Consider the following 16,699-nt stretch of genomic DNA (forward strand, 5'->3'; position numbering starts at 1 on the left):
TTCAGGAACGAAGTTCATCCAGGTGGCCAAGAACCATATCCAGTAACTTCTGATCGAACAGTTTGCCGACAAGACCTTTCCGTACCTTCTCCCCCACATCAAAAAACTTCTGCCGTTCGGCATCCGAGGGCATGGGCGCCACCTTCAGCCCGTTTTTTTTCATCACCTCAATGGCCTTGTCGTTGTCCTTCTGCACCTGCTGAACCAGTTTCTTTAAATGCTTGGCGCTGATCTCCCGTACCGCTTTCTGATGCGCGTCGGACAGCTTTCGGAACTGGCGTTTCGACATGAGCACCGCACCGGTGGCATTGCCCATACGAAGCTCCGACATGTAACTTACTTTCGTGAACCATTGCAATGCCAGCGCCCCGACGGGTGAAGCGTACAGGGTGTCCAGCATGCCCGTCTGCAGTGAAAGCAGAACATCGGTGATGGACATGGGCAGGGGTGTGACGCCCAGGTGCTTGTAGGTTTCCTGCACCAGCGGGTCGCCCTCCCACATCCAGGCTTTTTTGTCCTGCAGGTCACCGACCTGTTCGATTGGTTTCTGCGAGAAAAAATGAATCCATCCCACCGGCACCCAGCCGAGCAATACGTACCCTTCCTTCTCGAATTGTTTGGTAAAATAACCCGTCATGCGTTCATACACATGTTCGATTTCCTTGTCGTTCCGAAACAGGAACGGCAGGTCGAGCACGCGCACTTCCGGCAGGATTTCCCCCAGCCCGACGCCGGTGAAACCCGCTGCATGCACCTGCCCGATGCGCATTTTGCGGATGACATCGATCTCGTCGCCGGACACGCCGCCGGGATAAAACTTGAACGCCACCTCGCCGTCGGTCGCCTTCTCGACTTCCGCCGCCAGCTCGTTCATGCGGTTCATCCACGACGACCCTTCCGGTGCCAGGGTGGACAGTTTGATAAATGTCTTGGCGTGAACCGGGGTGGCCTGCACGGTCCACATCACCAGCGCAAACAGCAGGGACGCGAGAATACCGCAGGCGACGCAAAGAAACCGCGTGCGTTTCGCGCGTGGGGCCGGGGGGGTTGCGTTGCCGTCGCTTCGATCAGAAAAGAACATCCACATCCTCCAGAAGTTGTTTTGCTTTCAGGCGCGCCACCTCGTTGGCGAGGCGCTGACCGGGCAACACGCCTTCCGGCGTCTCGACCACTTCATCCAAAAGCCGGGTATACAGTTCCTTGTCCTGCGTCTGCACCGCCAGGGTTTTGGCGTACATCACCTGAATGATCAGGTATTTGTGTTCGGTGAGCTCGAGGGCGCGCTCGAAATGTTGCCGCGCCTGTTCCGGTTTGCCGCCCAGCATGGGCGAGCGCGCCCCATAAAATCCCCCGAAGAACAAGTGAGGCCCGGCAAAATGAAACGTTTCGTCCCACTCCAGGACCCGCCGCATCACCGCTTCCACTTTCGGGAACGCCGCGAGGGCTTCGATGTCGGTGAGGTTGAACATCAGCCACGCGCCCCAGCACTGGCCCGTCCAGAACAGGCCCGGGAGAGTTTCCCTGTCCAGGTTCTCAAGCGCGGACTTGAATTCGTCCGGCGGCAGTTGCAGGAGGTTTTCCGGGGCGCCGTTCAGGATAAGCGACCGCACGGCGTGATTGCGTCCGCGCAGGTACAGGTCCGAGGCGCGTCGGTTGTCATTGCCTTCAACGAAGCTGAAGGCGTAACCGCAGAACCCTTCCGCCAGTTTGTGATGATAGGAGGCGTTTTCGGGATCGGCCTTCACCAGTCCTTCCATCATCTTGAGGCTGGCGGGGATGGCGCTTTCGGCCAGCTTGGGGTCGGGCTCCTCGTTGAGCGCCGCCACCTGGCCTTCGAACAATGGAGAGGCCATGCGGAGAACCATCTGGCGGGGTGTGCAGGCCTGAAAGAAAAGCAGTACAATCGCCAACGCGAGAAATCGGTATGCCATAGTCCTGAAATGATAACAAAACGAATGCGCCGCAACAACACAACAGCTTTGTTTTGACATGAATCCGCCATATTGCTATGTTTTAATTTTATCAGGGAAAGCGTCCGGAGCGTCGACCCGGAATCAGGTCGCGCCCGTTTGGCCCAACCTTCCAATCCGGTTCCTTCAAACCGTTTATCAGGGGTTCTGCCATGAGCAAAGACGAAGAAAAGGAAGAAAGCAGTTTCAGTTTCCAGGACCGCCGGTCCTCCCGCTTGTCTGAGGAGGACAACCAGCAACAGGAACAGCAAATTAAAAAGGAACAGGAGAAGGAGGCCCAGAAGCACGCAGACCAGGAGGACTCCCACGCGCACGACCCGCAGGGGCAGATGGAGATCAATTTCTCGACCTTCGTGCTGTCACTCACCTCATCCGCCTTTTATTATCTGGGCGACATTCCCGATCCGATGACGGGCCAGACCCAGGAAAACCTGCCCGCGGTCCAGCAGACCATCGACATCCTCACCATGCTCAAGGCCAAAACGCAGAACAACCTCGACCACGAGGAACAGAAACTGCTGGAGCAGTTGATTTATGAACTGCAGATGAAATACATCGCCAAGCAGAAAAAAGGCCAGGCACCCTCCCCCTGATTTTCATGGTCCACTTCGCCGGTTGCCCCGCTTCTACCCCGGATGGTATCTTGAAGACATAACGCAACCACAGGAATCTCACGATGACCACCCAGTTCGCCGACCACAACGGCATTTACCTTTACGGCATGACGGACCCGGAAGACCTGCGCCGGTACATCCAGCAGAAATACGCCGAAGCGGAAATCCAGTACGCCTACGAACACCTGCTGGAAGGCGCAAAGGCGCTGGCGAAGCAGGAAAAGATTCCCCCCATCCAGGCATTGTGGAAAATTCTCGACCGCGCTTACGAGGAAAAAGCACCGCCGCTCACCTGCCAGAAGGGATGCGCCCACTGCTGTCACACCGGCGTCATGATCACCGAACTGGAATGGGAAGAGATGGTGAACGCCGCGCGCCGGAAAGGCGTCGATCTCGACGCCATCATCGAACGCGCCGGGAAAAGCATGCACAAGGTGGAGAAAACGCTGGAGTCCGGTGTCGATCCGGACAAGGTGGACTGGTACACCATGGTCATCAACCAGCCCTGCCCGTTTCTGGAAGAGGACCAGAGTTGCGCCATTCACGAGAACCGGCCGCTGGACTGCCGCACCATGGTGGCGTTCCGCGAGGTGTGCGACTCCAAAAAACTGGAGCACGCCCAGCGCGGTGCGGTGATCGAGGAAGCCGTGGCGCCGACGGTCATCGCGCGCCTGCAGTACGAACAGACACCCAAGTTCAAACGCCGCAAGTTCACCGGTTCGCAGAAACTGCGGCTCATCCAGCACTGGCTGCTGGCCTGGAAACAGAAGCAGAAGAAAAAGAAAAAAAAGTAATCGCCGATCCATCACACCGCAACCGGAGGCCGCACCATGCCCCGCGCCGCCACATTGATTTCGCCCGGAACCATCGAACTGCAGGACCGTCCCGAAGCGAAAGCCGGGGCGGGCGAAGTGGTGATCGGGGTCGAGCACGCGGGCGTTTGCGGCACCGACCTGGCTCTCTTCTCCGGCGATTATCCCGTGCCTCTGCCGCTCGTCTGCGGGCATGAATTCGTCGGCACCGTCACGGAAACCGGCGGCAACGTGGACCCTGAATGGAAGGGGAAACGCGTCACCGCCGAGATCAACAACACCTGCACTGCCTACGGGTCGCCCACCCCCTGCCGCGCCTGCCAGCGCAACATCCCCAGCCACTGCCAGAACCGCACCGTCACCGGCATCATCTCGAAAGACGGCGCGTTCGCCGAAGAGATTGTGGTTCCCGCAGGCACTCTCCACGAAATTCCGGAAGGGATCGATCCTGTCGCCGCCACGCTCATCGAACCCCTTGCTGCGGCGTTGCAGACCTTCGTCATGACTCCGCCAAAGGAAAACGACGTGGTCGTGGTATTGGGTCCGGGCCGCCTGGGCATCCTCATCGTGTTCGTCGCTTCCGTGGTGCACAACCTGAAGGTGGTGACCGTTTCGCGGAGCCTGGAGAAACGCGAACGCGCCCTCCAGTTCGGCGCCACGGAGGCCTGCTCTCCGGAAAACGCCCGCAACCGGATCCACCGCATGACGGATGGGCTGGGCGCAGACATCGTGGTCGACGCCACCGGCCGGCCGGAAGGCTTCGCCCAGGCGCTGGGACTGGTCCGGCCCCGCGGCACCATCTCCGCCAAAACCACCTGCGGCCTGCCCGCCGAAGGGTTGGACATGACCAAGCTGGTGGTCGATGAGTTGTGCGTACAAGGCTCGCGCTGCGGCCCGTTCGCGCCGGCCGTCGAAATTCTCGCACAACACCAGGACCGTTTGAAATCGCTCATCACCTCCGTGCAGCCGCTCACGAATGCGCAATCAGCCATCGAGTCCGCCTTCTCCGAAAACAAGGTCGTGATCAGTATGCGGCGCCAGTGAATTTCGATTTGTAAGTTTTCGGCTTCACGGACTACCAACTCCCAAAATCGGGTTTCATACGGACCGGATCCAGAAACCCAATACTCACCGGCAACACAGGGAGGCGTCATGGAAAAAGTCACAACCAAAGCACAGGAACTCCTCGACAAAGCCGAAAAAAGTTTCGGCTTCGTGCCCAATGTTTTGAAAGAACTCGCCATCAGCCCGGAAACCCTGGACCTGTACATGAGTGGCACGGAAATCATGAACGACACCGTGCTCAACGAACGCGAGAAGCAGCTTGTCATCCTCGCGGTGTCCACTTACAACGGGTGCGGTTACTGCAAGGCGGCACATGGGATGGTGGCAAAAAAAGCCGGTGCGAGTCATGAAGATGTCGAGGCGGTCAAAAACAAAACGCCGCTTAAAAATGAACGCGACCAGCACCTGGTGGACGCCACGTCCCGCACACTGGAGAAAAAAGGCTGGCTGACCGCCGAGGACCTGGGTGAGTTCGAGGACTGGGGCATCGACCGCCGTCAGGTGTTTGAGATCGTCGGCATCATCGCGCTCAAGACCATCACCAACTACGCCAACCACATTGCCCACACGGAACTCGACAACATGTTCAAACAGGGATGAAGGGGGTGGAGATCAGAACCCCGGCTCGCCGTACCCGCCGCCACCGGGGGTGAGCACGCGCAAACGGTCGCCGGGGTTCACGTTGATTTCGTTTTTGCCGCCGAGGTTTTCCTCGGTGCCATCGGTGCGTAGAAGCAGGTTGACCCCGGGTGCGGCTGAGCCGCCGCCGTTCAACCCGAATGGTGCGTGCACGCGGCGCTCACACAGCAGGGTGACCTGCAACGGTTGCAGGAACTCCAGTTCGCGGATGAGTCCGTCGCCTCCATTGAATTGCCCTTCCCCGCCCGATCCTTTACGAATGGAAAACTCGCGCAATAAAACCGGATAGCGTTTTTCGAGGATTTCGGGATCGGTGATGCGCGTGTTGGTCATGTGCGTGTGCACTCCGGAGCGACCGTGCCAGCCCGCTCCCGCCCCCGCCCCGCCGCCAATGGTCTCGTAATAACCGAACCGTTCATTGCCGAAGGTGAGGTTGTTCATGCATCCCTGCGAAGCCGCTGCCGCACCGAACGCTTTCAACACCACGTCCACCACGCGTTGCGAGGTCAGCACATTGCCCGCCGCCACCGGCGCGTGTCTGGACGGATTCAGGATCGATCCCTCCGGGATGACGAACCGCACCGGATTGAGACAGCCCTGGTTGAGTGGGATGTCGCGGCGCACCAGGCAACGCAGGCAGTAAAGCACGGCCGAGTACGTCACCGCCACCGGCGCGTTCAGGTTACCTGCCACCTCCTTTCCCGTGCCGGTGAAATCGAACACCGCGCCGCCATCTTCCTGCAACCCGACCTGCAAGTGAATCGGAGTCCCGTCGTCCATCCGATCCTCCGCGGCCAGCGGCTGCCCTCCGTGTTTCCGGTACAACTCTTTCAACACCTCGCGCACCGCCATCTCCGCACTCTCCTGGATGTAGCCCATGTACGCATGAACCACGGGAAGCGAGCACTCCTCAATAAGCGAGCCGAGGAGGTCGATACCGCGCCGGTTGGCGGCGATCTGCGCCTTGAGGTCGGACACATTATCCGCGAGCGCGCGCGTGCCGGAAAGCGGCGGTACGCCCGGAGGTCGCGTCACATCCGGCGGTGTGGTGAGCCAGGTCTTGAGCGCGTCTTCCTGGAACACACCGCCCTTCACCAGATGAAACGATTCCACCGCCGCACCTTCCTCTTCGATGCGGGTGGAGAAGGCGGGCATCGATCCCGGTGTGCTGCCGCCGATGTCGGCGTGATGGCCGCGGCTGGCGACAAAAAACACAATGCGTCCATCTTTGAACACAGGGGTGATGACAGTCATGTCCGGCAGGTGCGTTCCGCCCGCCTGCGGGTGGTTCGACAGAAACACGTCTCCGTCCTGCATGGCGTCGCCATGGAGGCGGATCTGCGCCCGCACCGCCTCGCCCATCGACCCCAGGTGCACCGGCTGGTGCGGTGCGTTGGCGACGAGCCCGCCTTCCGGATCGAACACAGCGCAGGAAAAATCCTGCCGTTCCTTGATGTTGGTCGACACCGCCGTGCGCTGGAGCGTATGCCCCATCTGCTCGGCGATCGACATGAACCGGTTGCTGAACAGGGCCAGCTGGACCGGGTCCCAGCGCGTGTCCACTTTCGTCCGGGAAACGGCTCCGACTTCGATTTCCACATCGCCCGCTGTTGTGATGAGCGCGGTGCAGTCGGGTTCGACCAGTACGGTGGACGTATTATTTAAAATGATCGCCGGGCCGGATATTGTTTCCTCCGCTCCCATCGACTCCAATCGAAACACCGGTGTCTCCTGCCAGCCGTCTTTGAAGTAACACTTGGTATGCGCCGCAGGTGGAGTGGGCGTTTGTTTGGGCGCGAGCGGCGGCGCGTCCGGCCGGGACGTTTTGCCGATGCCGCGTACCCGCAGGCCGTCGATGAGAATCGGCCGTCCTTCCAGTTCGAATCCATACTCGCGGCGGTACAAGTTGCGGAACGGGGTGGCGAAGTCGTCGTCATCCGGACGCAGGACCATGACCGCATGGTCGGTGCCCTCATAACGCAGGCTCAAAAACTCCTGCACCTCGATGGAGGCCGGGTTGAATCCTTCCGCCTGCAACGCCTCTTGAGCCTTCCCGCGCAGATCTGCAAGGCGCGGTTCCCACCTGGCTTTGCCGTTCGCATCCCAGACCCACGACGCCGGTTCTTCTTTTTCCACCACCACGTCAGCCAGGGCCAGCCCGTAGGCCGAGAGGATGCCCGCAAAGCGGTGGATGAGGATGCGGCGGATACCGAGCGAGCGGGCGATGGCACAGGCGTGCTGCCCCCCGGCGCCGCCGAAACACGCCAGCGCATGGGTGCGCACATCGTGACCGCGGGCGATGGAAAGCTCGCGGATGGGACGGGCCATGGTTTCGTTCGCCACCTCCACAAATCCCAAAGCAATGGCTTCGAGACTCAACGGCGCTTCGCCTCGAAGTTCCTGTTCGGCATTGATGTTTTGTGCAAGCGATTCAAACGCAAAGCGCGTGGCGTCTGTATCAAGCGGTTCGTCATGATTGGGACCGAAGATATGTGGAAAAAACTCCGGCACCAGCCTGCCCAGCAGGAGATTGGCGTCGGTGAGAGAGAGGTGACCGCCCTTGCGGTAGCACACCGGACCCGGATGCGCGCCGGAGGACTCCGGTCCCACCGCCAGCATGCCGTTCTGGAAAAAAAGACGCGAGCCGCCACCTGCCGCCACCGTACGGATATCCAGCTGCGGCGCCATCAGGTGCACGGCCGCAATTTCGGTTTCCTGCACCCAGTCGTAATGGCCGTCGAAGCGCGACACATCGGTGGAGGTGCCCCCCATGTCGAAACCGATGAGCGGTTGCGGATGGTGCGGATCGAACCCGGTCGCGGCGTAGCCCACCACCCCACCGGCCGGTCCCGAAAGAATCGCGTTCGATCCTTTAAACCGGTCGGCGCGGACGAGTCCCCCGTCCGACTGCATGAACAGAAGGTCCGTTTTGGGATTCTGAAATCGCCCGCGAAACCCCTGCAGATAGAGCCGGATATGGGGCGTGAGGGCCGCGTCCACGACCGTGGTCTGCCCCCGTTCCACCAGTTTGATGCGGGACATGGTGGCCGACGACACGGACACGTGCGCGAACCCGATCTCATGCGCCAGTGCCTCTATCTTTTTTTCATGGGCATCCCATGCATAGGCGTGGAGCAGGACCACGGCCAGGCTCTCGATCCCGTCGTCCTTGAGACGTTGCAGGTCGTCGCGAACCTCCCCCCATTCCGGAGTGGCCAGCACCTCCACCGCGTCGCCGGAAGGACAACGGATGGCGTGTGGGGTGCGGTCGATTTCATCGGGTTTGAGCAGGCGCAGGCGTTCGTCGATTTCGAGCACTGTCGAGTAAAGCGGTTGCGGAGTGGGAATGGCGAGTTGGAACAGGTGCGGGCGGTTCTGCTTGCCGATGGCCAGCGCGTCGGCGAATCCCCTGGTGACGACCAGCGCCGTCTTTGCGCCTTTCCGTTCCAAAAGAGCATTGGTCGCCACCGTCGTCCCCATCCTCACCCATTCGACGGACGAAGCATCAAACCCTTCCTTTGGTAAAGGCGTGCCCAATAATTCTTCCAGAACACGGCGGATGCCCTCGACCGGCGCATCGGGATAGTGGTCCGGGTCTTCCGAAAGCAGCTTGACCACGCGGTAACCCGGCTCGCCCGGCACTTCCGCGTACACGTCGGTGAAGGTGCCTCCGCGGTCTATGGAAAATCGGAAACGGTTGGGGTCGGCCATCGGCACCTCTCCCGGTCAATGGCTAAAGTGCAACGCGCCGCGGAAAGGAGAGCCGCGGCCCATGGTCTGGAATCATTCCGCAAGGAGGTCGAAGGTTTTTCCTTCGCGCGCCAGAAAGCAGTTCAGGGGGGTGTCGCCGCCGATGGCAGCCAGGTACTTGCGGGTTTTGTCGAGGATGTTGACCAGCTTGAAATCGCTGTAGGTGGGTTCATGATGGTAGAAAGCCAGGTTTCGCACCCCTGCCTCCAGCGCGATGTCCACGCCGATGAACGTCGAGCTGTGTCCCCAGTCTTCCTTCTCCACCCCTTCGATGAAAGTGTATTGGGAATCGAAGATCAACAGGTCCGCCTCGCGGAAAAAGTCGATGGTGGGTTTGAGATCGTCCGGCGACAGTTTCTTGTATTCGGCATCCGTGGCATACACGACTGACTTGCCGCGGTATTCCACCCGATAGGAGAAACTCATCCCGGGGTGATCCATCTCCTTCCAGGTGACGGTGACCGGATCGGACTCCTCCCCGAACACGATGTTCTTTTCCCCATTCAGGGTGAGCACTTCAACATCGGCCGTGAAGGAACCGAAGGCCACCGGGAAATAGCGGGGATCCTGCTGGTTCATGAGGCGTTCCTTGATATCCTTATGAACCCCGTAAAACCGGATGCGGTTGCCCTTGGTGAACAGCGGCACGAAAAACGGCAGGCCCATGATGTGGTCCCAATGGGTGTGCGACAGGAAAATGTGGACTTCCCCCTGCCCCTTTTCGAATTCCCGTTGCATATAGTGATGCCCCAGCTCCCGCAACCCCGAACCGCAGTCGAAAACCAGATTCTTGCCCCCCACTTCCAGCTGGACGCAGGCCGAGTTGCCGCCGAAACAGCCGCGGACATGCTCCGGAAGCGTACTGACGTATTTCTGACGACTGGCTTCGTCCTGCAAATCTGCGGGGTTGGCCATTTCCAGCGCTTTCAAAATTTTTTCCTCGATATCGTGGCTCAACTGGGGGGAAGGCAACGATCCACGGACACCCCGGAAGGTTACTTGAAATTGGTCTGCTGGCATGATGAGTTGCTTTGAATCCGGTTTCTGAAATCAGGGTTGGCGTGAACGCGGGGAACCTCACCGAGGGGTCCACCCCGCATGTTGATGCCGTTCCGGCTGGGAACGAGTTTTTAATTATAAAGGATTGGTTTCATTTATAAAGCACTTCCTGCGCCATATGCAGACTGTCGCGGGTTTTATCGATCATTTCATCCAGCATGGCGGGGGTCAATCCGTAGGATTGCAGGAAACCGCGATCCAATTCCTCCTTGTAGGCAGAAATATTGTGATCCATGCCAAAATGGTTGGCGATGTCGTTGGCCATGATCACACTGAGCAGTGTGGGAAACTTTTTTCCTTTTTCTGACACCTGCAGAAAATGCTTTTCCACAGCCAGCACCACATTGGAGGGAATCGGCCACCATTTCCTGATAAACTCCGCTCCCAGCTCCGGATGGGCGATGCCGAACCGCTTCTGCTCCAGTGCATGCAAGGGTTGGTTGATGCCGCGCACATCTTTCAAAAACTGTCCGTATTCCTTCGGAATCACAAAGCTGAACACCATGATTCCGATGTCGTGCATCAGGCCGGAAAGGTAACAGGGGTCCGGATCACAATTCAGTGGCTTCAGGTTTTCGGCCAGAAGGCGCGCGAGGATGGCCACGGCCAGCGAATGCTGCCAGAACTTTTTCTGGTTCAACGCACTCTCGCGTAAAAACAGTTTGGGCAACTCCAGCGTGTAAGCGAGGTCCAGGATCATTTTCAGACCCAGCCGGATTATGGCGTCGGGCAACTTCTCCACCTTGCAGCCGGTGCCGCCAAAAAAAACGCTGTTGGAAAGCTGGATCAGTCGGCCGGACAGGATCGGTTCGGTTTCTATCAAAATGGCAATGTCGCTGACCTGGCTTTTGGGGCTGCCAATTTTGGCTTCCAGACGGTGCAAAATGTCCGGCAAAGGCGGTATGTTCTTCTTCTCCTGGATGATTTCCAGAATGTGTTCCCGCATGGGAGGAAATATTCAAAAAAATATTGATATAAAAACTGTTAGATGCCCGATGGGACCAAAAAGGGGTTTCATATAACGATTGTCACTGGTTTCCCCAAATCTGTCAATGATTTATGGAAGTTTCGCCTGCATGACAACATTTCCAGATAAAGGTTGACCTCCCACCCGCAAATTCATACAATCAAAACGATTTCATCCATAACTGATTGAGTTTGAACAGGTTATAGGATAGCCCATGAAACTGTCAGCCCTGATTCACCGGATTCCCTGATTTCGCGGGCTTCCCCTTCCTCCTTCAAATCAATCATTCAATCAGGATCTGTCCCAATGGAAAGCCGACAACCCCTCTCATTTACCTTTAAGTACCTGCTTACATTATGGATACTGGCAGGTGCCTCCGCCTGCACGCATGACCTGACGCCCGCAATGGGGCACGGGCACGGGGCACTGAGCCCCGCACTGGAACGAATGGACAACCTCAATGCCAAACACATGCCAACCGAACCCATTTCTCATGAAACCTCCACGGTGGATGAAACCATGCCTTATGATGTGGAGGGCAAAGTGTATGAGCCGCTGGACCGGGCTGACGGATTTTCCGAGGAAGGGGTCGCTTCCTGGTACGGGCACCCGTTTCATGGGCAGGAAACCTCCAATAAAGAAGTGTATAATATGAATGCCCTGACGGCGGCACACAAAACCCTGCCGTTTCATTCCCGTGTCCGGGTGACCAATCTGGAAAATGGAAAAGTGGTGACCGTCCGCATCAATGATCGGGGCCCTTTTGTCGGGGACCGGGTCATCGACCTCAGTTTCAAGGCGGCGCAACTGCTCGGTATGGCCGACCAGGGGACCGCAAGGGTGCGCGTGACGGTGCTAGAATCCGGAACCGCCCGGAAACCCGAAGTCACCCTGGCCAGCGGACCGGGCACTGTTTTCTACAGCATTCAACTGGGCCTTTTTGAAAACCGCAACTCGGCGGAGCAGCTCTCGCGGCAATACGATGGCGAAGTACGTCCGGTGGACCGCGACGGCCAAACCTGGTACCAGGTGATTGCAGGCCATGCCCCCGATTACGAGAACGCCATACTCCTGAGAGAAAAACTCCGTGGACAAGGGCGGGAAGATGCTTTTATTATAAGGAACTGGCGGCCCTCTTCGGCCGCGCTCAATAACTGACTCCCCTGAATTATCAATGGGTTCATATTCATGCGACTTCCGATCATCGACAAACTCGAAAAAGATTTAATGGAGAGCAAACGGGAACTGGAAGTAGACATTCCCAAAGCACTCAAAGTGGCCACCGACATGGGTGACCTCAGTGAAAACGCCGAATACAAAGCCGCCAAGGAGCGGCAGATGTTTCTCGAATCCCGTGTCTCGCAATTGCAAAAACGCATCAGCGACATCGTGTCCATCGACATCAACCGCATCCCCAAGGACCGTTCGGGTCTGGGAAGCACCCTGCTCCTGAAAGACCTGGATTCCGGAGAGGAAAAAACCTTCAACCTCGTGTTTCCTGAAGAAGTGAACCCGGAGGAAGGCAGGATCTCCCTCGCCTCCCCGCTGGGCAAGGCGTTATTGGGAAAAACCGAAGGCGACGACGTGGAATTGAAATTTGGTGGAAAACAACAGGAGTTCGAAGTTTTGCAGGTCACCACCATTCACGACAGCCTGAACAATTCAGGGCATGGATCCTGACATAGAACATGGCAAAAAATTATTTACCTTTTGAGAAGGTCCAGGCGCATCCCTGTTTTCTGGATATTGCAGAGTGGCCGGACTGGAGAAAGGTGTTCGGCAATGACAGGCCCCTCAAGCTGGAAATCGGTTTCGGCAACGGCAATTTTTTGATCGACATGGCTGTGCGCGAACCGGACAGCAACTTTGTGGCGATGGATTTCTACCACAAGGGAATCCGCAAGGTGATCACGCGTCTCGACCGACTGCAGATACCCAACGTCCGACTGGCTTACGGCGACGCCAAGGAACGCGTTCCCGGAATTTTTCAGGACGGAGAGCTGGATGAGGTTTATATCAACTTCCCGGACCCGTGGCCGAAGAAACGGCATCACAAGCGGAGGCTGATGAAACCGCCTTTCATCGCCATGCTGTCACGCAAACTGAAAATGGAGGGGTCGCTGAGGCTGGCAACCGATCACGAGGAATACTTTCAGGAAATGATCGAGTTTCTGAATGCCGAGTCGTCCCTTCAAAACCGCCACCCGGAAAAGGGTTACATTACGTTTCGGGAAGACACGCCGCGCACCAAGTACGAACGGAATTTCATCAACGCCGGCAAACAGATTTATTACATGGATTTCATCAAATGCGCCGAGGTGGCGGAACCGGAACCCGTCTCCCCCGTCCTGGCCCCCTGATTATCAAATTTATTGAATTGCATTACGGAGAAGACTGTTGGCTAACAAAGAACGCGTGTTGATCGTCGATGACGAAAAAAATATAGTCGGTTCCCTTCAGGAAATTCTTTCCGATGAAGGTTACGAAATCGCCACCGCCGAGGACGGCCTGGATGCCCTGGAGATGGTGCAGAACGACCCTCCGGACCTCATCCTGCTCGACATCTGGATTCCGGGCATGGACGGTATCGAGGTTCTGCGAACACTCAAGACGTATTACCCGGAAATTGAAGTCCTGGTGATGTCCGGCCATGGAACGATCGACACCGCCGTCAACGCGACCAAGCTGGGCGCGTTCGATTTCATCGAAAAACCGTTTTCGCTGAACCAGATCGTCCAGTCGGTGAGCAAGGCACTCTCTCAAAAAACGTCGAAGAACGGTGCCAACGGCCACGTTCCACAAAAGCACGAACTGCCGCATTGCTTCCAGTTGATGGTTGACGTGAAAAAAACCATCAAGCAGCACGCCCGCACAGGCCGTCCGGTGCTGATTCAGGGCGAGTCTGGAACCGGCAAGGAATTCATCGCGCAGGCAATCCACCAGCAAAGCCGCAAAAACAACATGCCGTTCGTGAAACTCAACTGCGGCCTGCGCCCCACAAACCAGATCAAATCCGAGCTGTTCGCGCAGGAATCCACCGGCAAGGCCAAGGGCCGCAAACGTCTTCCCTCGCGGTCGCATCCATCGCGCCGCCGCGTGGTGTACCTGAAAAACATTGACGCCCTGGCCGGTCCGGTTCAGGAGCGCCTGGCCGAATGCCTGAACCCGGAAGCCCCCGCGGAAGTGTCTGCGTACCTCCTGCCGTCACGCATCTTTGCCTCGACCAATCGCGACCTGGAAGACATGGTGGAAAAGGGCGAGTTCAACGCGGATCTTTACGAATTCCTCAAGGAACAAACCGTGTACATCCCTCCACTCAAGGAACACGCGGCGATGATTCCCTCTCTCGTCACCCGGTTCTTTGAGGAACAGGCGGAACGCAGCGACCTGCCCGCGCACCAGGTGTCTCCGGAGGCGATGGACGTCCTCAGCCGTTACGACTGGCCGGAAAATTTGAAGGAAATGCGTCTGGTGCTGGAGCAACTCAGCCGCAAGGTGCACCCGGAAGACGAAATCACCGTCAATCACCTGCCTCCCGCCATCCGGGCCATGCAAACGGGTGCGGCCACCGCCGCCACCAACGGCAACGGCAACGGGCAACTCAAACAGAAAACGCTGAAACGCAGTGTGGTGTTGTGCGGCAGTGGATTGCATTCCGGAATCAAAACCGGGCTCATCATGCAACCCCTTCCTCCGGGAAGCGGCATCATCTTCGGCGACATCTCCAGTGGAGCCACCATCCCGGCCCGTCTGGAAAACGTGCAGTCCACGGAATACGCCACCTGCCTGCGCAAGGGCGCGGCGTCGGTGTCCACCATCGAACACATCATGGCGGTCCTGCACATGTACCGCATCAACAACCTGCTCATCAAGATCGGCGACGAAGCTCCGGTGATGGACGGCTCCGCCAAGGACTTCTGCCAGCTCGTCGAAGACGGAGAGTTCGAGGACCAGGAAGATTGCTACGAAGAACTGGTGATCAGGGAAAAGCTCAGCTTCGGCGACGACCCGAACAAGGCTCACATCAGCATCGAACCCTATGACGGGTTCAAGGTCTCCTACCACATGGAGTACCCGGAACCGATCGGGGTGATGGATCACGTATTCGATTTTTCCAGCCCGGACCAGTTCAAAAATGAAATCGCCCCGGCGCGCACCTTCGGGTTCATGAAAGACGTGGCCATGCTGATGAAAATGGGTTTCGCCGCGGGGGGAAACCTGGACAACTTCATCCTGCTCGACGAAAAGAAAGTCCTCAACACCGAACTGCGCTACGAAAACGAATTCGCCCGCCACAAGATTCTGGATATTCTCGGCGACTTCTACCTGCTCGGAAAACCGGTGCGGGGCCACATCAGGGCGCACAAATCCGGGCACACCCAGAACATCGGCCTGCTCAAACAAATCCAGGCCGCCTATTGCTGAGGTCGACGCAGTCCGTTGATTCCTGCTTTCCGCCGGTGGTAATCTGGTTGCAGCAACCCCGGAACCAACCGGCTTTCCGCCAATCCCTTGCTGGAATTTCATGAACTCAAAGGCTTTCAAACTGGGAGTGCTCGCCTCCGGGCGCGGCACCAACCTGCAGGCCATCATCGACCACATCGAAAACGGACGGTTGACCGCCGAAATCGCCGTCATCCTGAGCGATAAAAAAGACGCGCAGGCATTGGAGCGGGGCCGAAAGCACGGCATCGAAGCGCAGTTTGTCGATCCCAAAGCCTTTGCCGACAAGAGGGCGTACAATGCGGAGCTGGTGAGAATCCTTCAGGGCAAGGCGGTCGATCTCGTCTGTCTCGCCGGGTACATGCGCATCGTGCGGGAGCCGTTTTTCGAATCGTTTCCGAACCGCATCATCAACATCCACCCTTCCCTTCTTCCGGCATTTCCGGGTCTCGACGTGCAGCAGAAGGCAATCGATTACGGCGTCAGGTTTTCCGGATGCACGGTGCACTACGTGAATGAGGAAGTCGATGGCGGGCCCATCATCCTGCAGGCCGTGGTGCCGGTGGAGGACGACGACACGGCGGAAACGCTGTCGGCCCGTATCCTGGAGCAGGAACATGTCATTTATCCCCAAGCCATCCAACAGATCGTGGACAACCAACTGCGCATCGAAAACCGCCGGGTGGTCCACGCAAAGAGTCCCGAAAGGCAACCATGAAACGCATCGTTCAAAACACTGCTTTCCTCGCCCTTCTCTTCTTTTTCACCACGCCCCTGCTGGCGGAATCGAAGCAGGACATCATCGCCGCCATCCAGAAGAAATACGACGCGACACAATCCTTCAAAGCCCGATTTGTGCAGAAGTCCTACCTGAAGGTGATGGACCAGACACAGGAAGCCAGAGGCGAGGTGTTCATCAAAAAACCGGGTAAGATGAAATGGACCTACAACGCCCCGGATCCACAGGTGCTCATCAGCAACAACAAGTTGTTGTGGCTGTACCTGCCGGAAGAGTCGCAGGTGACCCGCATGAAGGTGGACAGCATCTATTCCTCGAACACCCCCGCCCTCTTCCTGTCCGGCGAAGGCAAGCTCACCGAGTCGTTCAATGTGGGCAAAATTCAACATGAAGACGGCAACCTCGTAGTGGAATTGATTCCCAAAACCGAAGAACAGGGCCTGGATCGCCTGGTGCTTTTGGCCGACCGGAATAATTTCCAAATCATCGGGTCCAGTGTGTATGATAAATTAGGGAACCGGACACAGATGATGTTTGAAGATATCGAAAACAATCCCGGCATTTCCGATTCCCAGTTTCAGTTCCAGGTACCTCCGGGCGTGGAACTGATCGACCTTGCCGCTCAACCCTGAAACATCCGA

The 16,699-nt window shown here is 57.7% G+C and carries 15 protein-coding genes; 10 read left to right on the top strand and 5 right to left on the bottom strand.

What is annotated here, in order from left to right:
* Position 1: 1 nt before the first annotated feature.
* Together ACTRXA_RS09715 and ACTRXA_RS09720 are read right to left on the bottom strand one after the other, a co-directional pair.
* Positions 2–1,081 (bottom strand): TRAP transporter substrate-binding protein, encoded by a 1,080-nt coding sequence (locus tag ACTRXA_RS09715; RefSeq protein ID WP_442426999.1) that lies wholly within the window; start codon positions 1,079–1,081, stop codon positions 2–4.
* A complete protein-coding gene (locus ACTRXA_RS09720; protein WP_442427000.1) occupies positions 1,068–1,931 on the bottom strand; it encodes a TRAP transporter TatT component family protein in 864 nt (287 codons plus the stop codon). The genes ACTRXA_RS09715 and ACTRXA_RS09720 overlap by 14 nt, the downstream gene beginning before the upstream one ends.
* A 191-nt stretch (positions 1,932–2,122) precedes the next feature.
* Between ACTRXA_RS09720 and ACTRXA_RS09725 the strand changes: the two genes are divergently transcribed.
* The 4 genes from ACTRXA_RS09725 to ACTRXA_RS09740 all read left to right on the top strand — a co-directional run bounded on the left by ACTRXA_RS09725 (position 2,123) and on the right by ACTRXA_RS09740 (position 5,061).
* Positions 2,123–2,563, top strand: a complete 441-nt coding sequence (locus ACTRXA_RS09725) for a DUF1844 domain-containing protein (RefSeq protein WP_442427001.1) — start codon at positions 2,123–2,125, stop codon at positions 2,561–2,563.
* An 83-nt stretch (positions 2,564–2,646) separates the two neighbouring features.
* Positions 2,647–3,378 carry a YkgJ family cysteine cluster protein gene (locus ACTRXA_RS09730; RefSeq protein ID WP_442427002.1) on the top strand — a complete coding sequence of 244 codons (732 nt, stop codon included), beginning with the start codon at positions 2,647–2,649 and terminating at the stop codon, positions 3,376–3,378.
* Positions 3,379–3,414: 36 nt separating this feature from the next.
* A complete protein-coding gene (locus ACTRXA_RS09735) occupies positions 3,415–4,440 on the top strand; it encodes an alcohol dehydrogenase catalytic domain-containing protein (RefSeq protein ID WP_442427003.1) in 1,026 nt (341 codons plus the stop codon).
* A gap of 108 nt (positions 4,441–4,548) precedes the next feature.
* Entirely contained in the window at positions 4,549–5,061 is a 513-nt protein-coding gene (locus ACTRXA_RS09740) for a carboxymuconolactone decarboxylase family protein (protein ID WP_442427004.1), read from the top strand.
* A gap of 12 nt (positions 5,062–5,073) precedes the next feature.
* Here ACTRXA_RS09740 and ACTRXA_RS09745 read toward each other — a convergent pair whose 3' ends face one another.
* The 3 genes from ACTRXA_RS09745 to ACTRXA_RS09755 form a co-directional block, all read right to left on the bottom strand.
* On the bottom strand, positions 5,074–8,811 hold the full coding sequence (locus ACTRXA_RS09745) for a hydantoinase B/oxoprolinase family protein (RefSeq protein WP_442427005.1): 3,738 nt from the start codon (positions 8,809–8,811) through the stop codon (positions 5,074–5,076).
* A 72-nt stretch (positions 8,812–8,883) separates the two neighbouring features.
* Positions 8,884–9,870: an MBL fold metallo-hydrolase gene (locus tag ACTRXA_RS09750; RefSeq protein WP_442427006.1), complete on the bottom strand. Its 987-nt coding sequence runs from the start codon at positions 9,868–9,870 to the stop codon at positions 8,884–8,886.
* Between the two features lie 130 nt (positions 9,871–10,000).
* A complete protein-coding gene (locus ACTRXA_RS09755; RefSeq protein WP_442427007.1) occupies positions 10,001–10,855 on the bottom strand; it encodes an HDOD domain-containing protein in 855 nt (284 codons plus the stop codon).
* Between the two features lie 327 nt (positions 10,856–11,182).
* Here ACTRXA_RS09755 and ACTRXA_RS09760 point away from each other — a divergent pair, with 327 nt between their 5' ends.
* From ACTRXA_RS09760 to lolA, 6 genes are all read left to right on the top strand, one after another.
* On the top strand, positions 11,183–12,034 hold the full coding sequence (locus ACTRXA_RS09760) for a septal ring lytic transglycosylase RlpA family protein (protein ID WP_442427008.1): 852 nt from the start codon (positions 11,183–11,185) through the stop codon (positions 12,032–12,034).
* A gap of 30 nt (positions 12,035–12,064) precedes the next feature.
* Positions 12,065–12,556, top strand: coding sequence for a GreA/GreB family elongation factor (locus ACTRXA_RS09765; RefSeq protein WP_442427009.1), 492 nt, complete (start codon positions 12,065–12,067; stop codon positions 12,554–12,556).
* Between the two features lie 8 nt (positions 12,557–12,564).
* On the top strand, positions 12,565–13,236 hold the full coding sequence (gene trmB, locus ACTRXA_RS09770; protein WP_442427010.1) for a tRNA (guanosine(46)-N7)-methyltransferase TrmB: 672 nt from the start codon (positions 12,565–12,567) through the stop codon (positions 13,234–13,236).
* A 37-nt stretch (positions 13,237–13,273) separates the two neighbouring features.
* On the top strand, positions 13,274–15,301 hold the full coding sequence (gene lpxC / locus ACTRXA_RS09775; RefSeq protein ID WP_442427011.1) for a UDP-3-O-acyl-N-acetylglucosamine deacetylase: 2,028 nt from the start codon (positions 13,274–13,276) through the stop codon (positions 15,299–15,301).
* 100 nt (positions 15,302–15,401) lie between these two features.
* Positions 15,402–16,037: a phosphoribosylglycinamide formyltransferase gene (gene purN, locus ACTRXA_RS09780; RefSeq protein ID WP_442427012.1), complete on the top strand. Its 636-nt coding sequence runs from the start codon at positions 15,402–15,404 to the stop codon at positions 16,035–16,037.
* Positions 16,034–16,690, top strand: a complete 657-nt coding sequence (gene lolA, locus ACTRXA_RS09785; protein ID WP_442427013.1) for an outer membrane lipoprotein chaperone LolA — start codon at positions 16,034–16,036, stop codon at positions 16,688–16,690. Before purN ends, lolA begins: the two co-directional genes overlap by 4 nt.
* Positions 16,691–16,699: the final 9 nt, after the last annotated feature.

Source organism: Nitrospina sp. P1_D6, from assembly GCF_052156615.1.
GTDB lineage: Bacteria > Nitrospinota > Nitrospinia > Nitrospinales > Nitrospinaceae > Nitrospina.